27 protein-coding genes and 1 tRNA gene are annotated in these 26,135 nt (G+C 60.9%); 20 read left to right on the top strand and 8 right to left on the bottom strand.

The genetic code is table 11. From position 1 onward, the window contains the following. Positions 1 to 14: 14 nt before the first annotated feature. From HPQ64_RS15800 to HPQ64_RS15790, 3 genes are all read left to right on the top strand, one after another. On the top strand, positions 15 to 1,130 hold the full coding sequence (locus HPQ64_RS15800) for an FAD-dependent oxidoreductase (RefSeq protein ID WP_172889457.1): 1,116 nt from the start codon (positions 15 to 17) through the stop codon (positions 1,128 to 1,130). A 357-nt stretch (positions 1,131 to 1,487) separates the two neighbouring features. Beyond that, on the top strand, positions 1,488 to 3,221 hold the full coding sequence (locus tag HPQ64_RS15795) for an ATP-dependent nuclease (RefSeq protein WP_172889456.1): 1,734 nt from the start codon (positions 1,488 to 1,490) through the stop codon (positions 3,219 to 3,221). Beyond that, positions 3,208 to 4,629 carry a UvrD-helicase domain-containing protein gene (locus tag HPQ64_RS15790; RefSeq protein WP_172889455.1) on the top strand — a complete coding sequence of 474 codons (1,422 nt, stop codon included), beginning with the start codon at positions 3,208 to 3,210 and terminating at the stop codon, positions 4,627 to 4,629. The genes HPQ64_RS15795 and HPQ64_RS15790 overlap by 14 nt, the downstream gene beginning before the upstream one ends. Positions 4,630 to 5,177: 548 nt before the next feature. On the opposite strand, the gene HPQ64_RS15785 is transcribed toward HPQ64_RS15790, so the two are convergent. Beyond that, positions 5,178 to 5,747 carry a TetR/AcrR family transcriptional regulator gene (locus HPQ64_RS15785; protein ID WP_172889454.1) on the bottom strand — a complete coding sequence of 190 codons (570 nt, stop codon included), beginning with the start codon at positions 5,745 to 5,747 and terminating at the stop codon, positions 5,178 to 5,180. Between the two features lie 218 nt (positions 5,748 to 5,965). Here HPQ64_RS15785 and HPQ64_RS15780 point away from each other — a divergent pair, with 218 nt between their 5' ends. The 4 genes from HPQ64_RS15780 to HPQ64_RS15765 all read left to right on the top strand — a co-directional run bounded on the left by HPQ64_RS15780 (position 5,966) and on the right by HPQ64_RS15765 (position 8,175). Next, positions 5,966 to 6,157 (top strand): hypothetical protein, encoded by a 192-nt coding sequence (locus HPQ64_RS15780; RefSeq protein ID WP_172889453.1) that lies wholly within the window; start codon positions 5,966 to 5,968, stop codon positions 6,155 to 6,157. A gap of 253 nt (positions 6,158 to 6,410) precedes the next feature. Continuing rightward, positions 6,411 to 7,223: a sensor histidine kinase gene (locus HPQ64_RS15775; RefSeq protein WP_172889452.1), complete on the top strand. Its 813-nt coding sequence runs from the start codon at positions 6,411 to 6,413 to the stop codon at positions 7,221 to 7,223. A 117-nt stretch (positions 7,224 to 7,340) separates the two neighbouring features. Further along, positions 7,341 to 7,646: a phosphatidylglycerophosphatase gene (locus HPQ64_RS15770; protein WP_172889451.1), complete on the top strand. Its 306-nt coding sequence runs from the start codon at positions 7,341 to 7,343 to the stop codon at positions 7,644 to 7,646. 133 nt (positions 7,647 to 7,779) lie between these two features. After that, complete coding sequence (locus HPQ64_RS15765; protein WP_172889450.1) at positions 7,780 to 8,175, top strand: ester cyclase; 396 nt, start codon at positions 7,780 to 7,782, stop codon at positions 8,173 to 8,175. Positions 8,176 to 8,198: 23 nt separating this feature from the next. Here HPQ64_RS15765 and HPQ64_RS15760 read toward each other — a convergent pair whose 3' ends face one another. The 3 genes from HPQ64_RS15760 to HPQ64_RS15750 form a co-directional block, all read right to left on the bottom strand. Next, positions 8,199 to 8,822 (bottom strand): class I SAM-dependent methyltransferase, encoded by a 624-nt coding sequence (locus HPQ64_RS15760; protein ID WP_172889449.1) that lies wholly within the window; start codon positions 8,820 to 8,822, stop codon positions 8,199 to 8,201. Between the two features lie 30 nt (positions 8,823 to 8,852). Next, positions 8,853 to 9,449, bottom strand: coding sequence for a DUF2238 domain-containing protein (locus HPQ64_RS15755; RefSeq protein ID WP_172889448.1), 597 nt, complete (start codon positions 9,447 to 9,449; stop codon positions 8,853 to 8,855). Positions 9,450 to 9,827: 378 nt separating this feature from the next. Next, positions 9,828 to 10,706: a LysR substrate-binding domain-containing protein gene (locus HPQ64_RS15750; RefSeq protein ID WP_172889447.1), complete on the bottom strand. Its 879-nt coding sequence runs from the start codon at positions 10,704 to 10,706 to the stop codon at positions 9,828 to 9,830. A 123-nt stretch (positions 10,707 to 10,829) separates the two neighbouring features. Between HPQ64_RS15750 and HPQ64_RS15745 the strand changes: the two genes are divergently transcribed. Then, the gene (locus tag HPQ64_RS15745) at positions 10,830 to 11,534 is read left to right on the top strand and encodes an SDR family oxidoreductase (protein WP_172889446.1); all 705 of its coding nucleotides are present in this window, start codon (positions 10,830 to 10,832) and stop codon (positions 11,532 to 11,534) included. Further along, a complete protein-coding gene (locus HPQ64_RS15740) occupies positions 11,524 to 11,778 on the top strand; it encodes a DUF6552 family protein (RefSeq protein WP_172889445.1) in 255 nt (84 codons plus the stop codon). The genes HPQ64_RS15745 and HPQ64_RS15740 overlap by 11 nt, the downstream gene beginning before the upstream one ends. Positions 11,779 to 11,805: 27 nt before the next feature. Here HPQ64_RS15740 and HPQ64_RS15735 read toward each other — a convergent pair whose 3' ends face one another. Beyond that, positions 11,806 to 12,060 (bottom strand): DUF6455 family protein, encoded by a 255-nt coding sequence (locus HPQ64_RS15735; RefSeq protein ID WP_172889444.1) that lies wholly within the window; start codon positions 12,058 to 12,060, stop codon positions 11,806 to 11,808. Positions 12,061 to 12,258: 198 nt separating this feature from the next. Here HPQ64_RS15735 and fliK point away from each other — a divergent pair, with 198 nt between their 5' ends. From fliK to HPQ64_RS15705, 6 genes are all read left to right on the top strand, one after another. Beyond that, positions 12,259 to 13,491, top strand: a complete 1,233-nt coding sequence (gene fliK / locus HPQ64_RS15730; protein WP_172889443.1) for a flagellar hook-length control protein FliK — start codon at positions 12,259 to 12,261, stop codon at positions 13,489 to 13,491. Further along, the gene (locus HPQ64_RS15725) at positions 13,488 to 13,760 is read left to right on the top strand and encodes an EscU/YscU/HrcU family type III secretion system export apparatus switch protein (protein ID WP_172889442.1); all 273 of its coding nucleotides are present in this window, start codon (positions 13,488 to 13,490) and stop codon (positions 13,758 to 13,760) included. Before fliK ends, HPQ64_RS15725 begins: the two co-directional genes overlap by 4 nt. A gap of 75 nt (positions 13,761 to 13,835) precedes the next feature. Next, positions 13,836 to 14,645, top strand: a complete 810-nt coding sequence (locus tag HPQ64_RS15720) for a class I SAM-dependent methyltransferase (RefSeq protein WP_172889441.1) — start codon at positions 13,836 to 13,838, stop codon at positions 14,643 to 14,645. Between the two features lie 177 nt (positions 14,646 to 14,822). Next, positions 14,823 to 16,304, top strand: a complete 1,482-nt coding sequence (gene gatB, locus HPQ64_RS15715) for an Asp-tRNA(Asn)/Glu-tRNA(Gln) amidotransferase subunit GatB (protein ID WP_172889440.1) — start codon at positions 14,823 to 14,825, stop codon at positions 16,302 to 16,304. Positions 16,305 to 16,327: 23 nt separating this feature from the next. Further along, on the top strand, positions 16,328 to 16,786 hold the full coding sequence (locus HPQ64_RS15710) for a GNAT family N-acetyltransferase (protein WP_172889439.1): 459 nt from the start codon (positions 16,328 to 16,330) through the stop codon (positions 16,784 to 16,786). 199 nt (positions 16,787 to 16,985) lie between these two features. Then, positions 16,986 to 17,699: a glutathione S-transferase N-terminal domain-containing protein gene (locus HPQ64_RS15705; RefSeq protein WP_172889438.1), complete on the top strand. Its 714-nt coding sequence runs from the start codon at positions 16,986 to 16,988 to the stop codon at positions 17,697 to 17,699. Between the two features lie 84 nt (positions 17,700 to 17,783). On the opposite strand, the gene HPQ64_RS15700 is transcribed toward HPQ64_RS15705, so the two are convergent. Further along, on the bottom strand, positions 17,784 to 18,230 hold the full coding sequence (locus HPQ64_RS15700) for a DUF2147 domain-containing protein (RefSeq protein ID WP_172889437.1): 447 nt from the start codon (positions 18,228 to 18,230) through the stop codon (positions 17,784 to 17,786). A gap of 451 nt (positions 18,231 to 18,681) precedes the next feature. Between HPQ64_RS15700 and HPQ64_RS15695 the strand changes: the two genes are divergently transcribed. Both HPQ64_RS15695 and HPQ64_RS15690 read left to right on the top strand, forming a co-directional pair. Continuing rightward, a complete protein-coding gene (locus HPQ64_RS15695; RefSeq protein WP_172889436.1) occupies positions 18,682 to 18,951 on the top strand; it encodes a hypothetical protein in 270 nt (89 codons plus the stop codon). 220 nt (positions 18,952 to 19,171) lie between these two features. Further along, positions 19,172 to 19,261: transfer RNA gene (locus tag HPQ64_RS15690), tRNA-Ser, on the top strand. Between the two features lie 229 nt (positions 19,262 to 19,490). Here HPQ64_RS15690 and HPQ64_RS15685 read toward each other — a convergent pair. Next, entirely contained in the window at positions 19,491 to 20,480 is a 990-nt protein-coding gene (locus HPQ64_RS15685) for a quinone oxidoreductase family protein (RefSeq protein ID WP_172889435.1), read from the bottom strand. 438 nt (positions 20,481 to 20,918) lie between these two features. On the opposite strand from HPQ64_RS15685, the gene HPQ64_RS15680 reads away from it, so the two are divergent. After that, a complete protein-coding gene (locus HPQ64_RS15680) occupies positions 20,919 to 21,797 on the top strand; it encodes a hypothetical protein (protein WP_172889434.1) in 879 nt (292 codons plus the stop codon). Between the two features lie 102 nt (positions 21,798 to 21,899). Further along, positions 21,900 to 23,165 carry an MFS transporter gene (locus tag HPQ64_RS15675; protein ID WP_172889433.1) on the top strand — a complete coding sequence of 422 codons (1,266 nt, stop codon included), beginning with the start codon at positions 21,900 to 21,902 and terminating at the stop codon, positions 23,163 to 23,165. 122 nt (positions 23,166 to 23,287) lie between these two features. On the opposite strand, the gene araD is transcribed toward HPQ64_RS15675, so the two are convergent. Beyond that, positions 23,288 to 25,027 carry an L-arabinonate dehydratase gene (gene araD, locus HPQ64_RS15670; RefSeq protein ID WP_172889432.1) on the bottom strand — a complete coding sequence of 580 codons (1,740 nt, stop codon included), beginning with the start codon at positions 25,025 to 25,027 and terminating at the stop codon, positions 23,288 to 23,290. A gap of 164 nt (positions 25,028 to 25,191) precedes the next feature. Here araD and HPQ64_RS15665 point away from each other — a divergent pair, with 164 nt between their 5' ends. Beyond that, the gene (locus HPQ64_RS15665; RefSeq protein WP_172889431.1) at positions 25,192 to 26,097 is read left to right on the top strand and encodes a dihydrodipicolinate synthase family protein; all 906 of its coding nucleotides are present in this window, start codon (positions 25,192 to 25,194) and stop codon (positions 26,095 to 26,097) included. Positions 26,098 to 26,135 lie beyond the last annotated feature (38 nt).

Here is a 26,135-nt window from a genome sequence, read left to right as displayed (position 1 = left end):
CGGGGGCGAAAAAGGTGCCTGAGAAAGTCGAGACGGTCATAATCGGGGCAGGGGTGGTCGGTCTGGCGATCGCCCGCCGGCTTGCCCTGAAGGGACACGAGGTCGTGGTGCTGGAGCGCCACGGCCTGATCGGCTCCGAGACGAGTTCACGCAACAGTGAAGTCATCCACGCCGGCATCTACTACCCGACCGGCAGCCTGAAGGCGCGCGCCTGCTTGCAGGGCCGGGACATGCTTTACCGCTTCTGCGAGGACCACAAGGTGCCGCACGCGAAGACGGCCAAGCTGATCGTCGCGACCTCTGAAGACCAGCTTAGCGAACTGAAAGCCATCGGGGATAAGGCCGGGGATAACGGCGTAAACGACCTGCGCTTCCTGTCACGGGAAGAGGCGCTGGCGCTGGAGCCCGCTCTTCAGGCCCACGGCGCGCTGCTTTCACCCTCGACCGGCATTATCGACAGCCACGCCTTCATGCTGGCGCTGCAAGGCGACATGGAAGAAAACGGCGGTTTTCTGGCGCTGAACACGGAAGCGGCCGCGCTTTCCAGGCGCGATACCGGAGGTTTTCGCGTCGAGACTTGCGCCGAGGGCGGCTTCACGCTCGATTGCCGGAACCTCGTCGTCTCCGCAGGGCTGTCGTCTTCCAGCCTGATGAATGAATTTCGCGGAATTCCAGATAGTTACCGCGTCCCGCGCACCTATTACGCGAAGGGAAACTACTTCCGCCTTGCGAGTGGGCGCGCGCCGTTTTCAAGGCTGATCTACCCTGTTCCCGAACCGGGCGGCCTTGGCGTTCATCTGACGCTCGATCTCGGCGGGCAGGCCCGCTTCGGCCCGGATGTGGAATGGGTGGATGCGGTCGATTACCACGTCGATCCGGCGCGCGGTGAGCGGTTTTACGAGGCGATCCGCCGCTATTGGCCGGACCTGGCGGACGATGCTCTTACGCCCGACTATTGCGGCATACGCCCCAAGGTGGCGGGGCCGGGCGAACCGGCGGCGGACTTTCTTGTCCACGGCCCGAAAGCGCACGGGACCGAGGGCCTCGTCGCGCTTTACGGAATAGAATCCCCGGGCCTCACATCCTCGCTTATGATTGCCGAGGTTGTGGCGGAGGAGCTTTCGGGGTGAGGGTTTTGGCTTTGGTGAGCGGGGGTTTGACGGACCGAAGAATGATTTTGTTTGGCGGTTGTCTTCGGCTCAATTCGGAAGCTGGGGTGTTCTTCAAACAGCGTCTGCTTTGCGCCCGCATTTCCATCGTTCGAGGGTTTTCGATCCGATCCCTGAAGCTGCCGTTCGTTGCGGAGCGGGTGAATGCCCGTAGAAGGCAGGAAGGAACCCAGCTGGACGGGGCGACGGAAATCGCCGATAGGCGGTTGCGGGCAGGGGAAGGCTTTCCCCATCACCATTTTGAGATAATACTTCTTATGAGTGTTGCTAGAATCGCCGCGCCATAAGGCAGCTAAATGATGGGAAGAGTAGTAATAAATGTCTCGGATCAGAAAAGTAGAAATTGAGAACTTCCGGGGCATTCAGAACCTCTCCTGGCTACCATCAAACGGCATAAACTGCCTTATTGGCCCTGGTGATAGTGGAAAATCAACCATCCTTGACGCGATTGACTATTGTCTGGGCGCGCGCCGTAACCTTCAGATGACTGACGCTGACTTTCACAACCTCGATGTTGATAGCGCCATTCAGATTACACTCACCATCGGTGCATTGGACGACGCGCTCAAGAGCATGGACAGTTACGGCATGTTTCTGCGCGGCTTTACCAAAGAGACTGGTGTTGTCGAAGACGAACCTGAAAAGGACGCTGAGACGGTCCTGACCTTGCGCCTGAGAGTCGAAGGCGATTTGGAGCCATCGTGGTCTCTGGTTTCTGATCGTGCCGAAGCCCAAGGCCTTAGCCGTAACCTGTCATGGGCGGACAGGGCACGCCTCGCACCGACGCGGATCGGCGCCTTCGCTGACCTCAATCTCGGTTGGCGTCGGGGTTCCGTACTTAATCACCTAACCGAAGAGCGTGCCGACGCATCGGCCGCAATCGTCAAAGCGGCGCGCGAAGCAAGAGCGGCTTTTGGAGATGATGCAAAGGAGCAGCTTGGCGATGCACTCAAAATCGTGGCGGACACTGCCAAATATCTTGGCATCCCCGTTGGCGACGAAGTTAAAGCCATGCTGGACGCGCACTCGGTATCGGTGAGCGGCGGCACCATCTCCCTGCACAATGAAGCGGGCGTTCCGCTAAAAGGCCTTGGAATCGGATCCACGCGGTTGTTGATTGCCGGGCTGCAACGCATGGCGACTCAGTCATCATCAATCATCTTAATCGATGAATTGGAGCATGGTCTTGAACCGCACCGCATCATGCGATTACTGGGTTCTCTCGGCGCAAAGGAAGCAGACGAGCCGTTGCAGGCCTTTCTGACAACGCATTCCCCGGTCGCACTTCGGGAGTTGGGTGGCCATCAGCTTTTTGTGGTACGCGGCCATGACGATCACCATGACGTCCTCAGTGTCGGCAGCGATAATGCCGTTCAGGGGACAATTCGCCTTTATCCGGATGCGTTTCTGGCAACGTCTGTCATCGTCTGCGAAGGGGCAAGCGAAGTCGGCTTCCTGCGCGGATTAGATCAGTATTTTGAAAGTCAGGGTCAGGTTTCCATCCCGGCACACGGTGTTGCCTTGGTCGACGCCAAAGGCGGCGGCCCGAACGACGCTTATCACCGAGCAACGCCAATGCAATCGTTGGGCTATCGCACCGCGATACTAAGAGACGACGATCAGAAACCGGAGTCAGAAACTCATCAGGCGTTCATTGACGGCGGTGGGTCAGTCTTCACCTGGCGTGATGATCGCTGCCTCGAGGCGGAACTCTTCATGAGCCTGTCAGACGAAGCGGTCGGCAGGCTGGTCGATTTTGCCATCGAGCTGCATGGCGAGGATGTGGTTGACGGGCATATCCGGTCACGAGCGACAAACGGTGAAACACTCAATGACATCCAGATCGAAGCACTAATCGACGGCTATAGCCCACAAACACGAGCTGTTTTGGCAATGGCCTCCAGCATCCGTAAAAAAGGCTGGTTCAAGCAGTTGATGTGGATGGAACAGGCTGCGCGGGAGATTATCGGCCCTGACCTTCAGAACGCGGATGCGGATTTCAAATGCGCCGTAGCGGCAGTGTTTGGGTGGGCTGGCAATGCCGGAACCTGAAATTGATTTGCTGGCGATAGACCGGGGCACCGTTACCGCACCGGCAGGCTGCGGAAAAACCCATCTGATTGCCGAAGCTCTGACCCGACACACCGGCTCGAAGCCAATACTGGTGCTGACCCATACGAATGCGGGCGTTGTTGCCCTTCGCGGACGTTTGGACCAGGCGGGCGTTCCATCCAAGGCCTATCGGCTTTCAACCATAGACGGTTGGGCAATGAGGCTCATCTCCATGTTTCCACAGCGGGGCGCTTACGACCCGAACATTTTGAAACTGGCGAACGCCGGAACTGACTACCCAAACATCCGTGTCGCCGCCGTCAACCTTCTGAAAGCAGAGCACATCAATGACGTGGTCGCTGCCAGCTACGCCCGACTGATTGTCGATGAATACCAAGACTGCTCAATTCGCCAGCATGCGGTTGTCGCCTATGCGGCACAAACCCTGCCAACCTGTGTTCTGGGCGACCCCATGCAGGCAATCTTCGGCTTTGGCAGTGACCCACTTGCCGATTGGGACAAGAACGTATGCAAGTACTTTCCGGTTGTCGGGGAACTGGAAACTCCATGGCGTTGGATCAACGCCGGCAAGGAAGACTTCGGACGCTGGCTTCTGGATGTGCGCAAGAAGCTCCTGAACGGCGAAGCGATTGACCTAACAGCGGCACCCGAAGAGGTCAGCTGGGTTCATCTGGACGGGACGGAGGACATGGCGAGGCAGATGCGGGCAGCCCGTACGACACCTCCGACAGCAGACGGTCGCGTCCTGATCATCGGACGCAGCACCAGCCCCCAAAGCCAACGGGATATGGCAAGCCGAACCCCTGGTGCTGTGACTGTTGAAAACGTCGATCTTCGTGATTTCGTCGATTTCGCAAAGCGCTTCGATTTTAACGCTGCCGACGCTTTCACCAAGCTCGCTACATTCGCCGGTGAGGTCATGACCAATGTCGGTGCACCCGACTTAATCACTCGCGTCGGATCACTACAACGAGGCACTGCACGCAAAGCGCCGTCAGATACCGAACAGGCGGCCCTTGCCTTCTGCGCCGCTCCTTCCCCTAAATCAGCGGCTAACCTGCTGATTGAGATCAACAAGGAAGGTGGTGTCAGACAACATCGTCCTGCCGTTCTTCGTGCCTGTATGAAAGCACTGGAGCAATGCGACGGCACCGAAGGCAATACCTTCTACGACGCAGCTGTCCGCATTCGCGAACAAAACCGCCTTATCGGGCGACCCTTGGCCAAACGCTCCGTAGGCAGCACTCTGCTACTCAAAGGCCTAGAAGCCGATGTCTGTGTCATCCTTGAAGCCCACGACCTCAATACAAAGAATCTTTATGTTGCAATGACACGTGGATCGGCAAAGTTAGTAATGTGTTCTAGGTCAAACCAATTGCAGCCTTAAATCGGTAGAGGGCTACTGCCGACCCGGGACCTATGTCTTTCCAACTGTGCTGGATCACATCCGATCCAACGGCGGGAACAGGCAGCACTTTCGGCATTAAGGTCCTCCACCTCATCATCTTTGGCCAAAAGCTCCGAGATTGTGTCCGCCGGATTTTCTGAATTGGCGATAAACAAAGCCTCGTTTTTCGAAAGAAGGACAGCGAGGTTCCCGGTGTCACCCATGTTGTGAAGTACACCATAGACACCCAAATTGAAACGCCCCAAATGGTCAGCCTTTTTGTCCATTACAGAGTCAGAAGCCTCTTTGATACAATGTTGCAACTGTCCGGGTTACGAACGAGATCGGTGACGGGAAGTTCAGGTAATGGGCCGGAAATTTGCGTCGACTTGATGAATGAGAATGTCCGCTTCAATGGGGCCGTTTCCGGAAGTCGACGGTCTCCTCCCGGCCCCACTCCGGCCGTTTGTCCATGTTTCGAGCTTCCCAGAACCGCACCGGCGTGCTGATGACCTCCTATCCTCAACGTCTCGACCAAAGAACGAGCGTCAATTGCCGGGCAGGGCGGAGGCGAGGAGGGTTTGTGCCGCGAGTTTGGCATCGCGCGCGGCATCGCAACCCTGCCCGAGGACGGCCATCACGATCGCGCCTTCCTTGAGGATAAGGATCTGGCGGGCAAGATCGCCCGGCGCGGCGGCGCCGGCCTGCGCGCAGATGCTCTTGAAATGCTCGAGAAGAAGCCGCTTGTGCTCCGCCGACTGAGAATGGATCGGGTGTTCCCGATCCTGATATTCGGCGCTCGCCTTGATGAACATGCAGCCCCGGAACTCGCGCAGGGCGAACCATTCTTCCAGGGCGTCGAAAATCGCGATGAGCTTTTCGCGCGGCGTATTGCCGAGTTCGTCCATCCGCCGGAACAGCCAGTTCCTGAAATTTTCGTCGCGAAGCCTGAGGGCGGCAAGGATCAACTCCTCCTTCGTGCGGAAGTGCTTGTACATGGACGTCTTGGAGATGCCGGTCTCGGCCACCAGCATATCCATGCCCGTGGCGTGGAACCCGTTCCGGTAGAAGATGTCCAACGCCTTGCGGACAAGTTCGTCGCGTTTCGTCTGTCGCATTTTCAATTCCTTTAATTTACCGATCAGTATAGTCCAGCAGCGAAAAATTGGCAAGAAATTGCATTTCAACTGTATGAAATCACGCTTGATTTCATTTTTGAGCAGGCAAACTCTACGGAAAAACTAAAAAACAGGTTGACGAAAAAGTACAGATCGGTACATTTACGGAAAGTGAACAGAACGGTTCACCCTGAGGAGATCAAGCGGAGGATTGCGCAATGCCGACGACGACCATGATCCCGGTGTCCGTCAATCCGGCCGCGCTCGCAGGCGCCTTGTCCTTCGTTCTTGACGTTCAATCGATCCTCGATGGTGAGGCCGCCGCGCTTGCCATGGCCTGCACGCTTCCCGCCGGCTGCGCGGCAATCGCATCCCTTGCCGCCGCCACGCGGCTGAAATGGGCGATCTGACGACCGGATCGCCCCGTGCGCCCCGGCCGGCAGCCCCTCCTGCCTCCCCTCCCTGGCCGGGGCGCCAATTTTCCTGAAGAGGGAGTTCGCGACATGTTTCGCCCGCCGTTTCCGCCCCTCGACGAAGAGCGGCGCCAGATTTACCGGCCATCCGGGCCGTGGCCGGAAAGACATGCCGGCCTTTGCGAACCCGGCCCCTGATCGAGCCGGCCAGCCAGATATCACCCGCGATTTCGAAAGAGGGGGGAGCCCGATGTTTACCGATCAGTTCAATGTGCAGGATGCAGGCGACATTCACCCGGCAATGCAGCTTCGCGAAGACCCGGGCGAACGCGACATACCCGCCCGCGGACCCGGTCACGACGCCTACGGCAACGCCCTTTCGATCGTCGCGCACGACCTTCGCGGGCCGCTTGCGAACCTCGCCATCCTTGTCGAGGACATCTCGCAAAACCTGCAGGCGCAAACGCAGCCCCGCATCGCCCGCAATGCCGCAAAGGCAGAAGGGATCATCCGGCAACTGAACAAGATGCTGGGCGCCGTGCTCTGGCGTGCCCGCGAAGGGCGCGATCCGCTGGCGTGCGAACTGAGGCTCGTCGACCCGCTGGAGATCCTCCAGCTGGCGGTATCCGTCAACCAGCCGCTTGCGCGCCGCCGGTCGATCGGCTTCCTCTGCAGGGCGGTCGAGCCCGTCTCCGTACTGGGCGACCAGCAGTTGCTGTTCGAGGCCTTCGACAATCTGATCGGCAACGCCATCAAGCATACACGCGCCGGCGGCACGGTGATCTGCGAAGCGGGCCCGACGGGCGACGGCGGCGTCTATGTGCACATCGGCGACGAGGGGCCGGGCTTTACCGCCTCGGATCTTGCGCGCGCCTTCAACCCGTTCACGCGCCTTTCCTCGCGGGCGCAAGCCAGCGGGCAATCGACCGGGCTCGGCCTTTGGATCACGCGCCTGATCGTCGAGCGTCACGGAGGGCGGATCGAAGCGCGCAACCGCCCGGACGGCGCAGGCGCCATGCTTTCGGTGCGGCTGCCTGCCGTCCACGCGGCGCTGGCGGACTGACCACCCGGTTTCGGCGCGGGCCGAGCGCCGCCGCCGCCCGCAAGCGCGGCATCATTGCACCGGAAATGACGCTTGCGCCGCTCGCAATCCGGATATCTCTGGGATAAAACGCGTCACATGACCGACCCAGCACACGCCTATATCGTTCTTCTCGGCCTTGCCGGCATGCTTAACCCGTTCGCGCTCGCCATTGGAGGGGTGCTTGGCTGGTATGCCGACCAGAAGCGCAAGATCGTGATCGCGGGGTTCGCCGCCGCGGTCACGAGCCTGATCCTGGACATTGCGATAAACCTTGCCGGCATCCCACCCGTTGGCGGATACGAGGGCGGAGCGCTTGCCGTGTTTCCAGCGCGCTGGATCGGCGCGAGCCTTGTCGCGGCTATCGTCTTCGCGCTCCGGCGCCAGGTCATCGGGAGAAACTGAAGCGCGCCGGAGGGCGTTCTGGCCGTATCGGTAACGCAACGTTAAAGTGAGGGTGCAAGTCCGGCAATCCGGCCGGGCGGAATGCATTTGACCGCAAGCGTCGGCGACGGCGCGCAAGACCGGAGGAATGCGAATGTCCCTCGATCCCGATGCCGTCGCCAGGATGGCCGAAGCCTATACCCAGGCCTGGAATTCCAAAGCGCCCGAAGCGGTCGCCTCCTTTTATGCCAAGGACGGCCAGATCAGCATCAATCGCGGCGCGCCATGGGAAGGCCGCGCCGGGATTGAGGATATGGCGGCAGGCTTTTATGCCGATGTTCCCGATCTTTTCCTGACCTGCGACGAGATACGCTGCGCAGGCACGCACGCCGTCTACGTCTGGACGTTCACCGGCACTCACGCCGCAAGCGGCAACCGGCTGAAAGTGCGCGGCTGGGAGGAATGGGAGCTGGACGACGACCTGAAGGTCAAATCCTCGCTCGGATGGTTCGACGCCGACGACTACGCACGGCAGGCCGAAGGGCGCTGATTTGCGCTTCGATCAAGACGGGCTCACACCTTCTTCGCGACGATGAAGGGGCGCGGCGGCTTTGCCGGATAATTGCCGGTCTCTATGATTTCGAACCCTTCCTCACGGATGATCGACGCCAGCCCGGCCGCCGTCAGGTAACTGACGTATGGCGCGAGGCCGATAGCCTGCATCGCCGGAATGACATAGCGCAACAGCCGGCTGTGCCCGCCGAGACATACCGTCTTGGAGATGAAAAGGCCGCCGGGCTTGAGCAGCCCGCGTATCCTGCGAATGGCCGCCGGTGCATCTTCCACGAGATGCAGGAGGTTGAAGGGCAGCGCCACGTCGAACGGACCCTTGCCGAGAGCATCCTCGAAGATTTCCGCGCAAATGAACTCAGCGTTTTCAACGCCTTGAGCCTTCGCCTTGTCTTCGGCAATCCGTATCATTTCAGATGAAATGTCGGTTGCGGTGATGCGCCTTGCCTGATCGGCGAGGAGGAGGGCGGTGGAACCCGCACCGCAGCCGACCTCGAGAACGTCATCCTCCTTCGAGAGGTAGAACTTCGTCCGCTCCATGGTGCGGTTGTAGGCTTCCATGTTCTTGACGGGAGACTTCGCGTATCTCCTGGAGGCCTTGTCCCAGAATTTCTCGGCTTTTTGCATTGTGTTGTCTCGATGGGAGGCAGGGACGATTCAGCCGCCATCAATGTTGTATGCGGCTGCGCGGTCCCGGAACTTGAACAGAGCGGCGAAGATGGCCGTGGCGGTCAATGCGCCACCGGCATTGGCGATCAGGTCGAGCATCGTGTCCGTCAGGCCGCGCTGCGAACGGAACAGACCCGTGCGATCTATGGCAAACTCGAACACTTCCCAGATTGTGCCGAGACTGACGGCGGTAGCCAGAACAAGGCACGTGAAAAGCGGCAAGGGAAGACACACGCCCTCTCGGCTGGAAAATTTCAGCATGGCGAAGATCACCAGTGCCGTGATGGCGCCGGAACCCAGGGCATGCATGAGCTTGTCGTAGACTTGCGACGTCTCATAGAGATTTGCCTGCATGCCGAAGACGACATGCGCGAAAAGGAGGGACGTCGCGCAAAGGCCGCTCGCCGTTCGCAGCCCGAGGTCCTCAAGGCAAACGCCGGGCAGGCAAGCGAGCGCGGCGCAGGCAAGGCCGACGGCAAACCACAGGTAATTTCCGCCGGCAAGCCAGACAAGCGCGGTGGCAACGATGCATAGCTGCATCAGCGTCGATGCCCGGTTCAGCACAGGATAAAATTTGTTTGGCATGGTTTATCTCCGGACCACGCTCGAACACTGAAGCGTCAGGTGAGAAATTGCTGAATTACGTAACGTTGATATACGAATTTGCATGAATTGGCGCTCTGTAAATTTCGACTGGAACCAGGCGCGGGCGTTCCTGGCGCATATCCCGCGAAATCCAGCTCGGATTTCGCGGACCAAAGACATGCGAGTTAACTCCGGCTCCCTAAGCCGACCGCAGGATATCGATGCTGGAGCGAATTCTTGGTCCACGAATGCGATCCCGCTTTCAGGACAAGCGCTCCAGTGACGGCGGAAGAGGGCTCTCTGCCGGCGTGGGCGCGCGCTTTGCCTGACACGCAGCCCGCCCTCGCACGGCAGGTGGCCGCTATTGAAGGTTGAGCCTCAATCGCGATGGCTCAAGAGCCAGTCCCTGACGATGCGGACCGGCTTCGGCGGATCCTTGAGCGACAGGAGGTGGAAATCCTGCCCGCCGTGTATTTCCGCCTTGATCGGCTGGACGAGCCTGCCCGATGCCAGTTCCCGTTCGACAAGAAAACGGCTTGCGAGCGCCACGCCCTGGCCTGCAAGGGCGGCGTCGATGCTCAAGGTCGTCTGGTTGAAGCGAACGCCTTTGAGCCGGGCATCGCTTTTCTTGCCGAAGGCTTTTGCGAGAAAGCGGGGCCAGAGATCATGCGTGTCGAACAGCACGAGTTCCGATAGCCGCTCAAGCGTCATCTCGGTTTCGCCCTCATGCAGGAGAGAGGGCGAACAGACGGCGACGATCGCTTGAGGAAAAAGAAGTGCAGCATCGAGGCTTGCGCCGAAGGGCGGGTTTCCCTGCCTGACCGCAAGGTCGATGCCGTCCGCACGGAAGCTCATGACGGCTTCCGTCGCCAGCACGCGAAGATCGATGTCGGGATGGGCGGCGGTAAACTCCGGCAGGCGGTTGATCAACCATTTCGAGGCGAAGGTGGGCGTGACGCTGATCGTCACGCCGGAAGGCCGGGGGCGCAGGAGCGCGGTCGCCTCCTGTATTTCCCGGAACGCATTTGCGATGTGCCGGTGATAGAGCCGGCCCGAATCCGTCATCGCAAGGCCTCTGGCTTCGCGCGTGAAGAGGCGGATATCGAGCCGTGCCTCAAGCGCGCGCACGTGCTGGGCGACCGAGCTTTGCGTCACGCCAAGCTCATCGGCTGCGGCGCGGAAGTTTAGGTGCCGACCCGCAGCCTCGAAGGCGCGCAGCGAATTAAGCGGCGGAAGCGGGGTGTCGGAAGAATTCATCAGTAGAATGTCTACAGGCTTTCAACAGGGATACTGGTTCGTCCGGTTTAGCGGAAGTTGCTAAAACAACGTCAGTTTTAGCGGCGTTTACGCCAGAATGCGAGCGAACGAGCGAGATCTCACATGACTGTAGAAAAAGTGGCTCTGGTAACGGCGGGCGGCAGCGGCATGGGCGCGGATGCGGCCCGGCGCCTGGCGGGGGACGGCTATCGCGTCGGCATTCTTTCTTCCTCCGGCAAGGGCGAAACGCAGGCAGCAGAGCTTGGCGGATTTGGCGTGACGGGATCGAACCTCGAACCGAAGGATCTGGAGCGCTTCGTCGATCAGGCGGTTGCGCGCTGGGGCAGGGTGGATGTGCTGGTGAATTCCGCAGGCCATGGCCCCAAGGCAGAGGTGCTGGAAATCGGCGACGAGGACTGGCACCTCGGTATGGATGTCTATCTCTTGAACGTCATCCGTCCGGCACGCCTCGTAACCCCGATCATGCAGGCGCAAGGGGGAGGCTCGATCATCAATATTTCAACCTTCGCGGCCTTCGAGCCGGACCCGGACTTTCCGACCTCGGGCGTGTTTCGCGCGGGCCTTGCCGCATTCGCCAAGCTTTTTGCCGACAAATACGCACGCGACAACATCCGCATGAACAATGTCCTGCCCGGCTTTATCGACAGCCTGCCGGAAAAGGGCGAACGGCGGGACAAGATCCCCATGGGGCGCTATGGCAGGATGGAGGAAATCTCGTCCCTCATCGCGTGGCTGGCATCCGACGGCGGGGGATATATGACCGGCCAGAACTTGCGCGTCGACGGGGGAATGACACGTGCCGTCTGACGCTCAGGCAGCGGAACCGGGAGGGACGGAAAGGCTGACGTTTTTCCTCAAATGGGCGTCGTCCATCCTGCAGATCTTCGCCTATGGTGCGACCAGCTTCGGCTTCACGCCGATAAACGTTTACTTGTTCGTCATCGGCGTGGTCGGCTGGTTCGCCGTCGGCGTTCTTTGGAAGGACCGCGCGATCATGCTGATCCACCTTGTCGCGTTCATCGCGCTGGTGGCTGGAATTTCCGCCAGTTGAAGGGGCGGGTCCGGTCTGCCGGAGGCGTCAGCTTCCGGCCTTCCATTCCTCGAAGAGATCTGCGTTCGGGCAATAGCCCGGCGCGCGGTCGGCCCCGCCTTCATGCTCGGCAAGCCAGGTCTCGCATTCGCCGGGCCGCGAACAACCCAAGCAGCGCGTCGCGGCCTTGCGAAGCTGCATATCCGCCTGGAACGTATTGGGAATGTGATCCAGCGCACCCACGGTTTCCATCATCCGGCCCATCAGGGCGGCGTGTGTGTTCATCTTGTCGAGATAGCCCATCTTGCTTCCCCTCTTGAAAAACGCGGCCCGCGACGACGGGCAGGGATTCGAGGGAGTCAGAATAGTTACAGGCAAAACCATTTCCTTGACTTCGATCAAATGCGCATGAAGAGATGTAAGGCGTGGGGGTGCGGGAATCGCGGAAATCCGGCATGATGGCCGGGTTGGCTTGTTTTGCGAATCGGAAGGACGTCCCGCTTGGTCACACGCATTTCGTCACCGTTCGGGGTTGTGCCGGTCTCGCCGTCGGAGCGTGTGGCGCGGCTTGAGATCGGCGACACGTTCGTGGCCCGCGTCGCAAGGCATCTGGGGCAGAATACGCTGAGGCTCGCGGCCAATGGATTTCAGCTTGACGTTGAAAGCGCGACGCTGCTGCCGACGGGAAGCCGGGTGCAGGTGACCGTGGGACGAGGGCCGGACGGCCCGCGCTATCAATTACAGCCGTTGCCGGCGGAAAATGGAGCCGGACAGGCCGCAAACGCGCAAGGACAAGCGGCGGGAGCGGCATTTGCGAAAGCGCAAGTTGCGCAAGTAGCGCAGGCGGATTTCGCGCGCACGGCGGCGCAGCAGATTGGACTGGCGACACTTTTCGCGAGCCTTTCCGCGATCCAGCAGGCGGGCGGGGCCGGCTTGCCGGCGAACGTGCAAAGCACGATCGCGGCACTTCTGGGCCTGAGACTTTCCGGCCACAACGGCCTTGACGGCAAGAGCCTGAAGAAGGCGAGCGAACGCTCCGGCGTTTTCTCGCGCAAGGGCGGTGGACCGGCGGGCCTGCGCGCCGGGCTATTGTCGTTGCGCGAGGCGCTTTCGTCCTCCGGCGGTCAACCGCGTGCGCCGGAAGCGGATGCGCCGGACCTGCCGAGCCTTGCCCGTCACCCGCGCGGGCAACCGAAAGCCGCGACGCCTTACGGGATCTACCAGGCGCTCAACGCGGGCGACAGCCAGGGCCTGATCGCGCTGCTTCTGGGCCAGACGGACGCAAGCCTCGCCCGCCTGCGGCTTTCCGCCCTCGCAGCCCTGGGCGCGATGGGCGAGGCGGATGGCGCGCGCGGGACGGCGCCGCTCGACGTCACATTCGAACTGCCGCTGGCACTTGGCGGGGAGACGGCGATCCTTTCCATGCAGATCGGCCGCGACGAGGCGGAAGGAACGACGCCGGAGGACACACACCCGGCATGGCGGCTGAGGTTTGCCGTCGACCTTGACGAAATCGGCGCGGTGGAAGCGATGGTCGGGCTCGACGGCAAGCGGCTCTTCGTCACGCTGTGGGTGGAGCGGGCCGCCACGCTGCAGCACATGCGCGGCGATGCTCAGGCCGTGCGCGAGGACCTTGCCCGCATGGGGCTGCATGTGGAGGACTTCCGGCTCGTTCACGGGCGGCCGAGCGACCCGCCGGCCCTTTCCGGCCAGCTTGTGGATACGCTGTCATGAGCGGGGGGGAGGAAAGGGCGCTGCCAGCGAAAGCCGTCGCCCTGCAATACGACAATGCCGGAACGCCGAAGGTGACGGCGAAGGGCGAGGGCGAACTCGCCGAAAAGATCATCGAGAGCGCGCGGGCGCATGGTGTCCACATCGAGGAGGACCCGGTTCTGGTCGAAGCGCTTTCCATGCTGAAGCTTGACGAGGAAATTCCGCCCGAACTTTTCGAGGCGGTCGCCGCGATCATCGGCTTCATATTGCGACAGCGCCCGGCGAGCTGACCCGCGAATGCTGCGGCGTTGCGCCCGTTTTCGGGCTATCATGACGCCTTGCCCAGGTCACACGGAAGCGCCGCCATGACACGCGATGCATTTCAGCTGACCGCCGATGCGGCCGCGATCTACGAGGAACAGAAGGTTTCCTCGATCTTCGGCCCGCTGGCCCGCGCCACGCTGGACAGAATACCGGTCGCACCAGACGATCGCGTTCTCGACGTCGCCTGCGGGACGGGTATCGTGGTACGGACGATCCTCGACCGCTTCGGCCCGGTGACGCGGATCGTCGGCATCGATCTGAACGAGGGGATGATCGAACACGCCCGCTCGATCACCAAAGACCTGCAAGGCAGGCTTGAATGGCATGTGGGCGACGTGCAGAAACTTCCCTTCGACGATTGCAGCTTCACCCTTGTCATATGCCAGCAGGGCCTGCAGTTTTTCCCGGACGGGGAAGCGGCACTCAAGGAGATGAGGCGGGTGACAGAGCCCGGCGGCAAGCTTCTGCTGACGATCTGGGCGGGCACCAGCCCCTTCTTCAAAGCATTGGCGAGAGCGCTTCACAAGCATGTTTCGGCGGATGTGGCGCGCCGGTCGGTTTCGCCTTTCGACCATGATGTCGGACAGATGCTTCCCGGCATGCTTGCGCGCTGCGGATATTCGAAGCCCGAAATCGAGACGATCGCGATCGATCGCGTGATAAAGGACCCGCAGCGCGGTATTCCCAAGGAGATCATGGGAAACCCCATTGGCCCTTCGGTCGCCGAAAGGGGGGACGCCGTCATGCAAAGAATCGTGGACGACGTCATCGCGGAATGCGCGGCGTACCGGCAGGGCGAGGCTCTCGTCGTTCCCCAATGCGCCACCATGATTGCCGCGAAAGCGGTGTGAGAGGGCGATGGCGGGCGTGATCGCGCCGCGATTTGTGGCGGCGGCCTGCAAGAAGGCCTTGCGGCGAACCGCCCAACCGACTACCCAACAGCAAATGTGATTTTCCGCGTAATCGAACTCGCGGCCGACCGCCCGCGAACAGTCGATGCGCAATGCTAGACAGGAAAAAGGCTCGCGATGTCGATCGTCGATACAAGGACACCCGACCCGAAGAAGTTTCTGAAAGGGGCGACCGGCGACTGGGAAATGGTCATCGGCATGGAGGTTCACGCCCAGGTGACCTCTCACGCCAAGCTCTTCTCCGGCGCCTCGACCGAGTTCGGATCCGAGCCCAACAACAATGTGAGCCTTGTCGACGCGGCGATGCCGGGCATGCTGCCCGTCATCAACGAGGAATGCGTGAAACAGGCGATCCGCACCGGCCTTGGCCTGAAGGCCGAGATCAACCTGAAATCCGTCTTCGACCGCAAGAACTACTTCTATCCCGACCTGCCGCAGGGCTACCAGATTTCCCAGTTCAAGCAGCCGATCGTGGGCGAGGGCAAGATCCTGCTCGACATGCCCGACGAACAGGTGGAGGTGGGCGTTGAGCGCCTGCACCTTGAACAGGACGCCGGCAAGTCGCTGCACGACCAGCACCCGACGATGTCTTTCGTGGACCTCAACCGCTCCGGCGTGGCGCTGATGGAGATCGTCTCCAAGCCGGATATCCGCTCCGCCGACGAGGCGAAGGCGTATCTCACCAAGCTGCGCATGATCCTGCGCTATCTCGGCACCTGCGACGGCAACATGGATCAGGGCTCCATGCGCGCCGACGTGAACGTTTCCGTGCGCAGGCCCGGCGGCGAATTCGGCACGCGCTGCGAGATCAAGAACGTCAACTCCATCCGCTTCGTCGGTCAGGCCATCGAATACGAGGCGCGCCGGCAGATCGGCATTCTGGAGGATGGCGGCCAGATCGACCAGGAAACCCGTCTGTTCGACCCGGGCAAGGGCGAGACGCGGTCCATGCGTTCCAAGGAAGAAGCGCATGACTACCGCTATTTTCCCGATCCCGACCTTCTGCCGCTCGAATTCGATCAGGCCTATGTCGATGCGCTGGCTGAAGGGCTGCCGGAACTGCCCGACGAGAAGAAGGCCCGCTTCATCGATCAATACGGGCTGACGCCCTATGACGCCGACATCCTGGTGATCGAAAAGGCTTCCGCAGACTTCTTCGAGGAAGTGGCGAAGGGCCGCGATGCGAAGCTTTCCGCAAACTGGGTGATCAACGAGCTGTTCGGGCGCCTCAACAAGGAAGGCCTTGAGCTTGCGACAAGCCCAGTTTCGGCGGCCCAGCTCGGCGGGATCATCGACCTCGTCAAGGACGGGACGATTTCCGGCAAGATCGCCAAGGACCTGTTCGAGATCGTGTGGACGGAAGGCGGGGAGCCTGCGAAACTCGTCGAGGAACGGGGCATGAAGCAGGTGACCGACCTTGGCGCGATCGAAAAGATTGTCGACGAGATCGTGGAAGCCAACCCGGAAAAGGTGGAGCAGGCGCGAAACAAGCCAGGGCTTCTCGGTTGGTTCGTCGGCCAGGTGATGAAGGCCTCGCAAGGCAAGGCCAACCCGCAAGCCGTGAACGATCTTCTGAAAAAGAAGATCGGGCTGGAGTAGGGCAACGAGAGGTGCAAGCGGACATGAGCGCAGTCAGGATCGAGCAGGCGGGCGAAGCCGACCTTGCCGCGATCGTTGCGCTCATGAACGCAGGCGCCGTCGGCGTGCGCATCGGTGCCGAGAGCGATGACCTTTCGCCCTATCTCGCCGCGTTCCGGCGGATCGCGGAGAGCCCGGATGCCCACATCTATGTGGCGCGGGACGAGGATGAGGGCGTTATCGGCTGCTTCACGCTGACCTCCATGGACGGGCTTGCCTTTCGCGGGCGGCCGCGTACGCAGATCGAGAGCATGCATGTTCGCGAAGATCAGCGCAGCCGTGGAATCGGTCGCCGTATGCTGGAATTCGCGGTCGAAAAGGCGCGCGAACGCGACTGCTGCATGGTGCAACTGACCTCGAACAGGGAGCGGGTGGACGCGCACCGCTTCTATGAGCGCCACGGCTTCGTGCCGAGCCATGTCGGCTTCAAGCTGATGCTTTGACATGCCGGTGGTGGCGGCCCTGGAGTTCTGAGCACTTAGCCTATCGTTCCGTTTCGGCGATGAATGCAGTTGCGTCGCCATGAGTTGATTGCACGTGAACGATATTGACCCTAGTTCATGAACGAACGCCCGCCCGGAACGCAATTTCCGCCGACACCGGGTGCGGCCGGCTAGCCGTTTTGAAATCGAGGACCAGCGCATGACCGTAACTCAGACCAAGCCGATCGAACTTCACTACTGGCCGACGCCGAACGGCTGGAAAATCTCGATCATGCTGGAAGAACTCGGCGTTCCGTATGATCTGAAGCTCGTCAACATCGGTGCGGGCGACCAGTTCAAGCCGGAATTTCTGGCGATTGCCCCGAACAACCGTATGCCGGCGATCGTCGATCCGGAAGGGCCGGGCGGCGAGCCGATCTCGGTGTTCGAATCCGGCGCGATCCTGCAGTACCTTGGCCGCAAGTTCGGCAAGTTCTACCCCACCGACGAGCGCGCTCGCGTGAAGGTGGAAGAATGGCTGATGTGGCAGATGGGCGGCTTCGGCCCGATGCTGGGCCAGAACCACCACTTCCGCATTTATGCGCCGGAAAAGATCCCCTACGCCATGGATCGCTACCTCAACGAGACCCATCGTCTCTACGGCGTGCTGAACAAGCAGCTTGAAGGCCGCGACTATGTGGCCGACGAATATTCCATCGCCGACATGGCGATCATCGGCTGGGCCAAGGGCTGGGAACGCCAGGGAATGGAAATCGAAAAGGATTTCCCGAATGTGAATCGCTGGCTGGCGGCGCTGATGGAACGCCCGGCCGTACAGCGCGGCCTGGCGGTGGGCAAGGAAGAGCGCGAGAAGCTGAACCTTGCCGCCGACAAGAACGCGCAGTCGGTTCTCTTCGGCCAGCGCGCGAGCTGACGCAGGCATACCCCCAATATCAAAAAAAGCCCCGCGTCCCGAAAAGGCGCGGGGCTTTCGCGTTCTGGTGCTTCTGCGGAGGAGTTACTTCACGCGGCTCCAGGTTTCGCCCTTGCAGATCAGGCCGCCAAGGACGCAGCCCTCCAACTCCATCTTCGAATTGCCGTGCAAGGTGATGTATCCGGTGTAGGTCTTGCCGTCTTCGGCGTTGTAGACCTTGCCCTTCCAAGTGTCCGCTTTGCCCGTCGGCTTCATGCCGAGCACGATCTCGGTACCCAGCAGCGGGTTCCCACGCTTGGCGGGATCCGGATTGTTGACGTCGTTGCGCGGTTCCTTGAGCCATACGAGCTTGCCGCAAAGCGCATTGCCGCAGGATGAAATCTGGATTCGCGACGATCCGCTGGGCCGTGACCAGACGCCCGTCGCGTCGGCGGCACCGGCCTGCGGAACCGCCAATGTGACTGTCGCCAGCGCCGTGGCCGCGATAGCCGATGTCTTTATGAAGCGGCGCCCGCCGAATTTGAACTGCATGGAATCTCCTCCCAATGGCAGGCCGATAATTGCCTGACCTTTACGCAAACGTCACATTAATGGCGATGCGTGGGAGTTTAAAGTCGTGCCGTTACGGCATATTCGAGCATCGCGATAAAAAGTGATCGCGGGGGCACATATGCGCTCCGGAACTTTCTGAAAATATCCGGCAAATTCGCTTGATGGTGAATGAATGGCAAACGTCAAGCGGAGCGGAAAGCAAGATTGTCTTTGTTTTCGCTCCAATATTCGAGATTCGTTGGTAACTGAAATGTAAAATTTACCAAATATTTTCAGAAAATTCGGGTCTCGTTAATTTAAAAATTTAAGTAGCTGTTCAATCACTGTAGCCAGAATTCCTTTCGAAGGGCGATGAAAGCATGAAGACATTACGTCCTTTTCAGATCATCCGGCGCGTTTCCTGCCGGAACAAAGCAGAAGGGAATGTGTCATGGCTCGATTTGAAATTGCATCCGCCGATCTTGCTGCCATGGGTGAAAAGCCCGCAAGCGCGGATATTCTCCTGCAGTTCGGTCTCGACAGCGCATGCGGGCTCAATGGTGCGGAAGACCTTGTGGCCGCGCACAAGTGGTTCAACCTTGCTGCGATGAAGGGCAGCCGGGAGGCGGCTCAGCGCCGCCAGGAAATCGCCGCTGAACTGACGCGCGAGCAGATCGCCGAAGCGCAGCGCCAGGCGCGCGAATGGCTGAGCCTGCATTGATGACGGGGCACAGGTTCGCCGCGAAAGACGGCTGATCCGGCCGCCGGGCAGGGTCCGCCCTGTCGGTTGCCGGACATGCCGGCGCTTCGCGCGGAACGTCCGCGGTTTGCCAGTGGCCGTCGGTGGCGAGGAGCGACGAAGGCTGTTTGCACAATATTCCGGCCTGGTATGAAAAAAAGGGTTGGAATTGCCCGCCTTTCTCGTCTATCGAGAGAGCGACGGAGGGGTGGCCGAGTGGTCGAAGGCGCTCCCCTGCTAAGGGAGTAGACGGGAAACCGTCTCGAGGGTTCGAATCCCTTCCCCTCCGCCACTTATTTTCTCAAAACTCTCTGAAAATGTATCCCTTTTCAGCTTCTCTCAACTCAGGGAGGCTTTTCAGGGCTATCTACTGCGTAACAAAAGCCCGAATTCATGCGCCGAAAAGCCGATCCGAAGCCGCAAGCTGGATGGGTATCGGTCTTTTGCACGGCGCGCCCCCAAAGCGGCTCGGTATCTTGACCATCGTGTTTTTTGGGTCCGGCCCCTGATACCCGACAGCCTCACGGTATCAGCACCGTCGCGCCCAGCGTATTGCCGGATTCTATGGCCTTGTGTGCCTGCACCGCGTCCCTCAGCGGGTATTCGTAGTTGATGTTGGCATTGAGGATGCCGTCGCCAATGGCTTTGAACAGGTCGCGGGCCGTCCATTCGAGGTCGGTTCGCTTGGCAACGTAATGCATGATCGCGGGCCGCGTGATGAAGAGAGAGCCGCGCCGCCCGAGATCCTGGATAATGTCCACCGGGTCGGGTGGGCCGGAGACGTGACCATAGGCGGCGCAGACCCCCATCAGGCGCAGACAGTCCAGACTGTCCTGCAGCGTATCCTTGCCGATTGCCTCGTAGACGACGGCGCAGCCTTCCCCATCCGTCACCTCGCGAACTACGTCGACGAAGCTTTGCTCAGAGCGGACCACCGGATAATGGCAGCCTGCCGTGCGGGCGACCTCGGCCTTTTCCGGCGTCGAGACGGTGCCGACCACCGTGGCACCCAGCGCCTTCGCCCATTGGCAGAGGATCAAGCCCATACCGCCCGCTGCGGCATGGACGAGGATAGTGTCACCGGGTTTTACGGCATAGGTCCGGTGCAGCAGGTAGTGTGCTGTCATGCCCTTCATGAGAAGAGCGGCGACCTGCTTGTCATCGAGCCCTTCGGGCATGTGCAACAGCTTGTCTGCAGGGTAGTTGCGCACCTCCGCATAGCTGCCCAGCGGCGGAATTCCATAAGCCACCCTGTCGCCCGTTCGGAACTCCGTTACGCCATCGCCGACGCCTTCGACGACGCCCACGCCTTCGAAGCCGATCACGACCGGCGGCTCGTCCACTTTCCAGGGATGCGATATGCCGCCCCGGTGGTAAGTGTCAGCGAAATTCACGCCGATCGCCGTGTGTCGCAGCCGGACCTCGCCTGGAGCCGGGTCCGGCACGGCCCAGTCCTGCCAATGCATGACCTCGGGCGGCCCCAGTTTGTGGATCACCTGTGCCTTGCTCATCGTCAACTCCCTTCAAGAACGTGGTTCTTCAGGTGGCGCTCATTTCAGCCTGTTTATCGAGGCTGGGACATGGAGCGCCGTACCTTCCAGCAGGTTCGCTGAAGGACAGGAAATAGCTCAAGGATCAATAAATCGAGTAAAACCTTGTCGAGATGTCCGATCCGTGTCTCGCGGGATAAACTCCAGGTCTCCTCGCGCTGTGGCCGGTGCCGGCCTTGAAGATCGTTGCCGGCACGCTTTCAGGATCGGAAGTTTGCTCGAATTCGGATCCACTGTATTCGGGATCAGCCGCTTGCCCCTTGACCATTCTCATGTGAGGTAGTCATTGAAGGGAACCAGAATCAACCAGTACACTTCTGATAGCCTGACGCGCGAAGGCGCTCGGCTTTCTCGAAGAGTTTTTCAAGTGGAGCGGAAACGTTCCGGAGGGACTGACCGATGCCTGACCTGCCACGGCTCAAGCCTGATCCGATCCCGGCGATCAACCCGGTGCCGGAATATGCCGCGCAGAGCGATCTGGCAGATGTTTACGAGCGGACGAAGGCCGGGTTAGGCGTTCCGTGGATGGGTGTCGTGGCCATGGCCTTCGCTCATTACCGCCGGTTCTACGAATGTTTGTGGAACGCAATGGAGCCGATGGTTTCCGGCGCCGCCTTCGCAAATGCCTGTAGCGACCTCAGGTCCTGCGCCGAGCGCGAGGCCGCAGCCCTTGAACCGCCGACGATACGGCCCCGCCTCAGAACGCTGGGATATGACGAGGCTGAACTTTACGACATCCGCGCCTGCAACGAGATCTTCTCGGCCGGAAACATGCCGTATCTCCTGATGGCGTCTCTTGCCCGCCTCCTTCTGGAGGGACACGAGTGGCGAAGCGATGTCATTTCGGATGCGCCCGTCATTGCGAGGCGGGGGCAACAAAAGCCGACCCTGATCGAAGCGCACCATGCCGACCCCACCATCGCATCGCTCTACGCGGATATTCGAGCAACGCTGGGGCTGCCGTTCGTGAATACCGATTACCGCGCCTTCGCCCGCTGGCCGAGCTACTTCGTACCCGCATGGACTGACCTGAAAAAAGCCATCTCGGGCCCAAACTATGAAAGGCGCGTTGCACGGGTGCACGACCGCGCGGTGCATCTCGCGGCCAGCCTGCCGAACAACACCCGCGTCACCGCCAGGGAACTTCGCGCTGCAGCCGATGCCGACGCAACCGCAGACGAGGTGCTGTCCGTGGTCCGCCTCTTCCAGTGGCTCCTTCCGGGGCTCGCGGTCAATGTGGGGTTTCTGCGCGGGCAGCTTGTTGACGAGAAAGTTTGACGAGAACCACCATGCATCCCATACCCTTCAGGGGGTAACGCGGCTCGCCGCTCGGTCGGCGGCACCCGGACGAAAAGGCCGGAAAGCGTTGGGGGACGATCGATGAAACAAGCCTTGTCCGGCGTCTGGGCTCTTCTGCTCGGTATCGTTCTCATCATGCTGGGCAACGGCATGCATTTCACATTGATCGGCTTGCGCGGCGGAATCGAGGGATTTTCGGCGGCGGAACTGGCCATCGTCACCTCTGGTTACTTCATGGGTTTTTTGTCGGGCGCGCGTTACACGCCGACGCTGATCCGCCGCGTGGGGCATGTGCGCGTCTTCGCGGCTCTTGGCAGCTTCATGTCGGCGGGGCTGATTTCATTTCCGCTGCTGACTGACCCAATCGCCTGGACGTTGCTGCGGGTGCTCATCGGCTTTTGCATGTCGGGAATCTACGTCGCCGCCGAAAGCTGGTTGAACGATGCTGCGACGAACGAAACACGCGGCAAGATGCTCTCGGCCTACATGATTGCCCAGACACTTGGCATCATCGGGGCGCAAGGGTTGCTCACGCTGGGGGATGCGGGCACCTCTGTGCTGTTCATCGGTGCCTCGATCCTTGTTTCGGTGTCTTTCGCGCCGATCCTCCTGTCCGCCACCCGGGCCCCGGAAACCGAAGTCGGACGCCCGATGTCCCTGCGCGCGCTTTTCGCGGGATCGCCGCTGGGAACTGTCGGGATTTTCCTGCTGGGCAGCATCTATGCGACCCAATCGGGCATGGGAGCGGTTTTCGGGACCGAGATCGGAATGACGGCGAACAGCATCGCGCTTTTCGTGGCGATGCTGTTCGCGGGAGCGCTGACGCTGCAATACCCGATTGGCTGGCTCTCCGACCGGATCGACCGGCGCAGGCTGATCTTCGGCGCGGCCTGTTTCGGCGCTGCATCCTGCGCGTTGGGCTGGATCGCCGGCGGCGGCCTGTGGCCGATGATGGCGGCGGCTTTTTTCGCGGGGGGCGTGACGACGCCGCTCTACGCCCTGTTCCTCGCCTATACCAACGACTTTCTGTCGGCCGAAGAAATGCCGGCCGCGTCCGGCGGGCTCGTCTTCACTTTCGGGCTCGGCGCTATCGTGGGCCCGCTGATTACCGGCTGGTCGATGGAGCAGCTTGGACCGCTCGCGTTCTGGCTGGTGCTGGGTGTGACCTTCGGCGCCATCGCGCTTTATGCGCTCTACCGCATGACGCAGCGTGCTGCCACCCCCGTGGAGGAAACCGAAAGCTATCTGGGCGTTCTGCCCACCGCTTCGACAGTGGCCGTTCAGGCAGCAGGGGAGTGGGCCGCCGAACAGGCCGAGGCGGAAGCCGAAGACGAAGCGCGGTCCTGAATGCGCTTAAGACGCTGCGCTTTCCCGTGAAGCCCGGCGGTGTCCGGTCAAGGCCGCAGGCTTTTCTCCCATGATTTGCGAATTCCGCGTCAAATCAAAGAATGAAATCGGTCATTTCATTCTCAAAAGATATCGGGTTCGCCGGCGGTGTGCCCGAAATCGGTTTGCAGGAAGTCGAAATCGCAGCCCTGGTCCGCCTGGGTGACATGGCGCGAGAACATGTAGCCATAACCCCGTTCGAAACGCGGCTCCGGGCTTTTCCATTCCGCGCGCCGTCGTTCCAGTTCCGCGTCGTCGACCAGCATGTCGAGGCGCCGGTTCGCAAGGTCGAGACGTACGATATCGCCCGTCTTCAAGAGGGCGAGCGGCCCGCCGACGTAGCTTTCGGGCGCGACGTGCAAAACGCATGCGCCGTAGGAAGTGCCGGACATGCGGGCATCGGAAATCCGCAACATGTCTCGATGCCCCTGCTTGATCAAGGCCTTCGGGATGGGCAGCATGCCCCATTCGGGAAAGCCTGGCCCCCCTTGCGGCCCGGCATTGCGTAGCACCAGAACGTGATCGGGGGTGACGACAAGGTTTTCATCGTCAATCGCCGCCTTCATCTCCGGATAGCTGTCGAAGACCAGCGCGGGGCCTTCGTGCAGGTGGAACTTCGGATCGCAGGCGGCGGGCTTGATCACCGCGCCGTCCGGGCACAGGTTGCCCCGCAGAACCGCGAGCGAGCCTTCGTGATAGACCGGGTTTGAAAGCGGGCGGATGACATCGTCATTGTAGACCTCGGCACCTTCGAGGTTCTCGCCCATACTCCTGCCAGTTACCGTCAACGCGGTGCAATCCAGTTGACCCTCGAGTTGCTTCATCAACGCGCCCAAGCCGCCTGCGTAATAGAAATCCTCCATGAGGTAGTCCTTGCCGGCGGGGCGGACGTTGGCGATGAGCGGCGTGATGCGCCCCAGTTCGTCGAGATCATCGAGCGTGAGGCCGATGCCTGCGCGGCGCGCCATGGCGATCAGATGAACGACGGCGTTGGTGGAACATCCCGTCGCCATCGCCACGGTCGCGGCGTTTTTCACAGCGGCTTCTGTAAGAATCCGATCAGGCGTCAGGTCCTCCCAGACCATTTCCACGATCCGCCGCCCGCAGGCAGAGCCCATGCGTTGATGACCGGAATCCACAGCCGGAATGGAGGAAGCGCCGGGCAGCGTCAGCCCCAGTGCTTCGGCGATCGCCGTCATGGTGGAGGCGGTGCCCATGGTCATGCAGGTTCCGGCGGAACGCGCTATGCCGCCCTGGATGCCGAGCCATTCCTTGTCGGTGACGTTACCGGCGCGTCGCTCGTCCCAGTATTTCCAGGCGTCCGAGCCGGAGCCCAGGACCTTGCCCGCATAGTTGCCGCGCAGCATGGGACCGGCGGGCAGGAAGATCATAGGCACGCCGGCCGAAATCGCGCCCATGATCAGGCCGGGGGTTGTCTTGTCGCAACCGCCCATGAGAACGATACCGTCGAGCGGGTGCGAGCGGATGATCTCCTCCGTCTCCATCGCCAGCATGTTGCGATAGAGCATCGATGTCGGCTTGGTGAAGCTCTCGTCCACCGAAAGCGCCGGCATTTCGACCGCGAATCCACCCGCCTGCAATACGCCGCGTTTCACGTCCTTTACTCGCTCGGGAAAATGCGCGTGGCAGGTGTTGAGTTCCGACCAGGTGTTCAGGATGCCGATGACCGGCCTGTCGCGGAAATCCTCTTCCGCATAGCCGAGTTGCATCATGCGCGAGCGGTGGCCGAAACTGCGAAGGTCGTCGGGCGCAAACCAGCGCGCCGAGCGGAGGTTTTCCGGTTTTTTCGTTCGATTTTCCATTTTTCGCCGGTCAGGAATTCGAGTTGGCTGGCCGGGCCCGAGGCCCGGAATCGAGTACAGGTAGTATTACGTCTGCAACCCGGGCAGTATAGCCGTAGACTGCGATGTTCGATTCATGATCGCATCCGACCATCGAATTTCTCCAACACTTCAGGATGGCTGCGATGACAGACGCAACTGGACTTCGCAATTCACTGGCTGGAATTTCCGGCATCCTTGTGACGCCATTCGACAGCGCCGACCGGATCGATGCAAAGCCGCTCCGTCCGGTCATTGACCAAGCGATAGACGCAGGCGTCCACATCCTCGTTTCCAACGGAAATACGGGCGAATTCTACAGCCTTACGCTCGACGAAGCTTTGGCGACGGTCGCCGAGACGGCGCGTATGGTCGATGGCCGTGTGCCGCTGATCGGAGGTGTGGGACGGTCCGTACAGGACGCTTGCGCGCTGGCGCGGGCATCCGCCGAAGCAGGGTGCTCGGCATTGATGGTCCACCAGTTGCCGGATCCCTTCGTCTCGCCAAGAGGAACGGTAAATTACGTTCGCCGGATCGCCGATGCCGCCGACGGGCTGCCGCTTGTCTTGTACATCCGCAACGATGCGATCGGCACGCAGGCGATTGCGGAAATTTGCGCTATTTCCTCTGTCGTCGGCGTCAAATGGGCAACGCCCAACCCGATGAAGCTGGCCGCGGCGATGGGGGCATGCGAGCCGAATATCGTATGGGTGGGTGGGCTTGCCGAAATCTGGGCACCGGCGTTTTACGCGGTTGGCGCGCGCGGGTTCACGTCGGGGTTGATCAACGTCTGGCCCGAGCGCTCCGTCGCGATCCATGCTGCGCTTGAACGGCAGGATTATGCCGAGGCGCGCCGCCTGATCGAGGGTATGCGCGCCTTCGAGGATGTTCGTGCGGAAGAAAACGGGGGAGCGAACGTTTCCGGCGTCAAGGCGGCGCTTGCGATGCTCGGCCATGACTGCGGGCACGCCCGCCCGCCCGCGGCCTGGCCGCTGACCGATGATCAGTCAGCGCGAATAGCCGATGTGCTGGAATGCGCGAAGAAGGGCTGACGGCTCCCTTCGACGCCGCCAGCTGAAAATCGCTAAGG

The sequence above is a fragment of the Hongsoonwoonella zoysiae genome, from assembly GCF_013266695.1.
Taxonomy (GTDB): domain Bacteria; phylum Pseudomonadota; class Alphaproteobacteria; order Rhizobiales; family Stappiaceae; genus Hongsoonwoonella; species Hongsoonwoonella zoysiae.
The sequence above is the reverse complement of the archived record's forward strand: the minus strand, read 5'-3'. Positions and strand labels throughout refer to the sequence as shown.

Coding starts and splice junctions, on each gene's coding strand:
- HPQ64_RS15745 (WP_172889446.1), top strand. CDS start 10,830: ATGACTGTAGAAAAAGTGGCTCTGGTAACGGCGGGCGGCAGCGGCATG.
- HPQ64_RS15675 (WP_172889433.1), top strand. CDS start 21,900: ATGAAACAAGCCTTGTCCGGCGTCTGGGCTCTTCTGCTCGGTATCGTT.
- HPQ64_RS15795 (WP_172889456.1), top strand. CDS start 1,488: ATGTCTCGGATCAGAAAAGTAGAAATTGAGAACTTCCGGGGCATTCAG.
- HPQ64_RS15785 (WP_172889454.1), bottom strand. CDS start 5,747: ATGCGACAGACGAAACGCGACGAACTTGTCCGCAAGGCGTTGGACATC.
- HPQ64_RS15725 (WP_172889442.1), top strand. CDS start 13,488: ATGAGCGGGGGGGAGGAAAGGGCGCTGCCAGCGAAAGCCGTCGCCCTG.
- HPQ64_RS15700 (WP_172889437.1), bottom strand. CDS start 18,230: ATGCAGTTCAAATTCGGCGGGCGCCGCTTCATAAAGACATCGGCTATC.
- HPQ64_RS15735 (WP_172889444.1), bottom strand. CDS start 12,060: ATGGGCTATCTCGACAAGATGAACACACACGCCGCCCTGATGGGCCGG.
- HPQ64_RS15720 (WP_172889441.1), top strand. CDS start 13,836: ATGACACGCGATGCATTTCAGCTGACCGCCGATGCGGCCGCGATCTAC.
- HPQ64_RS15680 (WP_172889434.1), top strand. CDS start 20,919: ATGCCTGACCTGCCACGGCTCAAGCCTGATCCGATCCCGGCGATCAAC.
- HPQ64_RS15760 (WP_172889449.1), bottom strand. CDS start 8,822: ATGCAAAAAGCCGAGAAATTCTGGGACAAGGCCTCCAGGAGATACGCG.
- gatB (WP_172889440.1), top strand. CDS start 14,823: ATGTCGATCGTCGATACAAGGACACCCGACCCGAAGAAGTTTCTGAAA.
- HPQ64_RS15765 (WP_172889450.1), top strand. CDS start 7,780: ATGTCCCTCGATCCCGATGCCGTCGCCAGGATGGCCGAAGCCTATACC.
- HPQ64_RS15665 (WP_172889431.1), top strand. CDS start 25,192: ATGACAGACGCAACTGGACTTCGCAATTCACTGGCTGGAATTTCCGGC.
- HPQ64_RS15685 (WP_172889435.1), bottom strand. CDS start 20,480: ATGAGCAAGGCACAGGTGATCCACAAACTGGGGCCGCCCGAGGTCATG.
- HPQ64_RS15780 (WP_172889453.1), top strand. CDS start 5,966: ATGCCGACGACGACCATGATCCCGGTGTCCGTCAATCCGGCCGCGCTC.
- HPQ64_RS15790 (WP_172889455.1), top strand. CDS start 3,208: ATGCCGGAACCTGAAATTGATTTGCTGGCGATAGACCGGGGCACCGTT.
- HPQ64_RS15770 (WP_172889451.1), top strand. CDS start 7,341: ATGACCGACCCAGCACACGCCTATATCGTTCTTCTCGGCCTTGCCGGC.
- HPQ64_RS15705 (WP_172889438.1), top strand. CDS start 16,986: ATGACCGTAACTCAGACCAAGCCGATCGAACTTCACTACTGGCCGACG.
- HPQ64_RS15755 (WP_172889448.1), bottom strand. CDS start 9,449: ATGCCAAACAAATTTTATCCTGTGCTGAACCGGGCATCGACGCTGATG.
- HPQ64_RS15775 (WP_172889452.1), top strand. CDS start 6,411: ATGTTTACCGATCAGTTCAATGTGCAGGATGCAGGCGACATTCACCCG.
- HPQ64_RS15750 (WP_172889447.1), bottom strand. CDS start 10,706: ATGAATTCTTCCGACACCCCGCTTCCGCCGCTTAATTCGCTGCGCGCC.
- HPQ64_RS15695 (WP_172889436.1), top strand. CDS start 18,682: ATGGCTCGATTTGAAATTGCATCCGCCGATCTTGCTGCCATGGGTGAA.
- araD (WP_172889432.1), bottom strand. CDS start 25,027: ATGGAAAATCGAACGAAAAAACCGGAAAACCTCCGCTCGGCGCGCTGG.
- HPQ64_RS15710 (WP_172889439.1), top strand. CDS start 16,328: ATGAGCGCAGTCAGGATCGAGCAGGCGGGCGAAGCCGACCTTGCCGCG.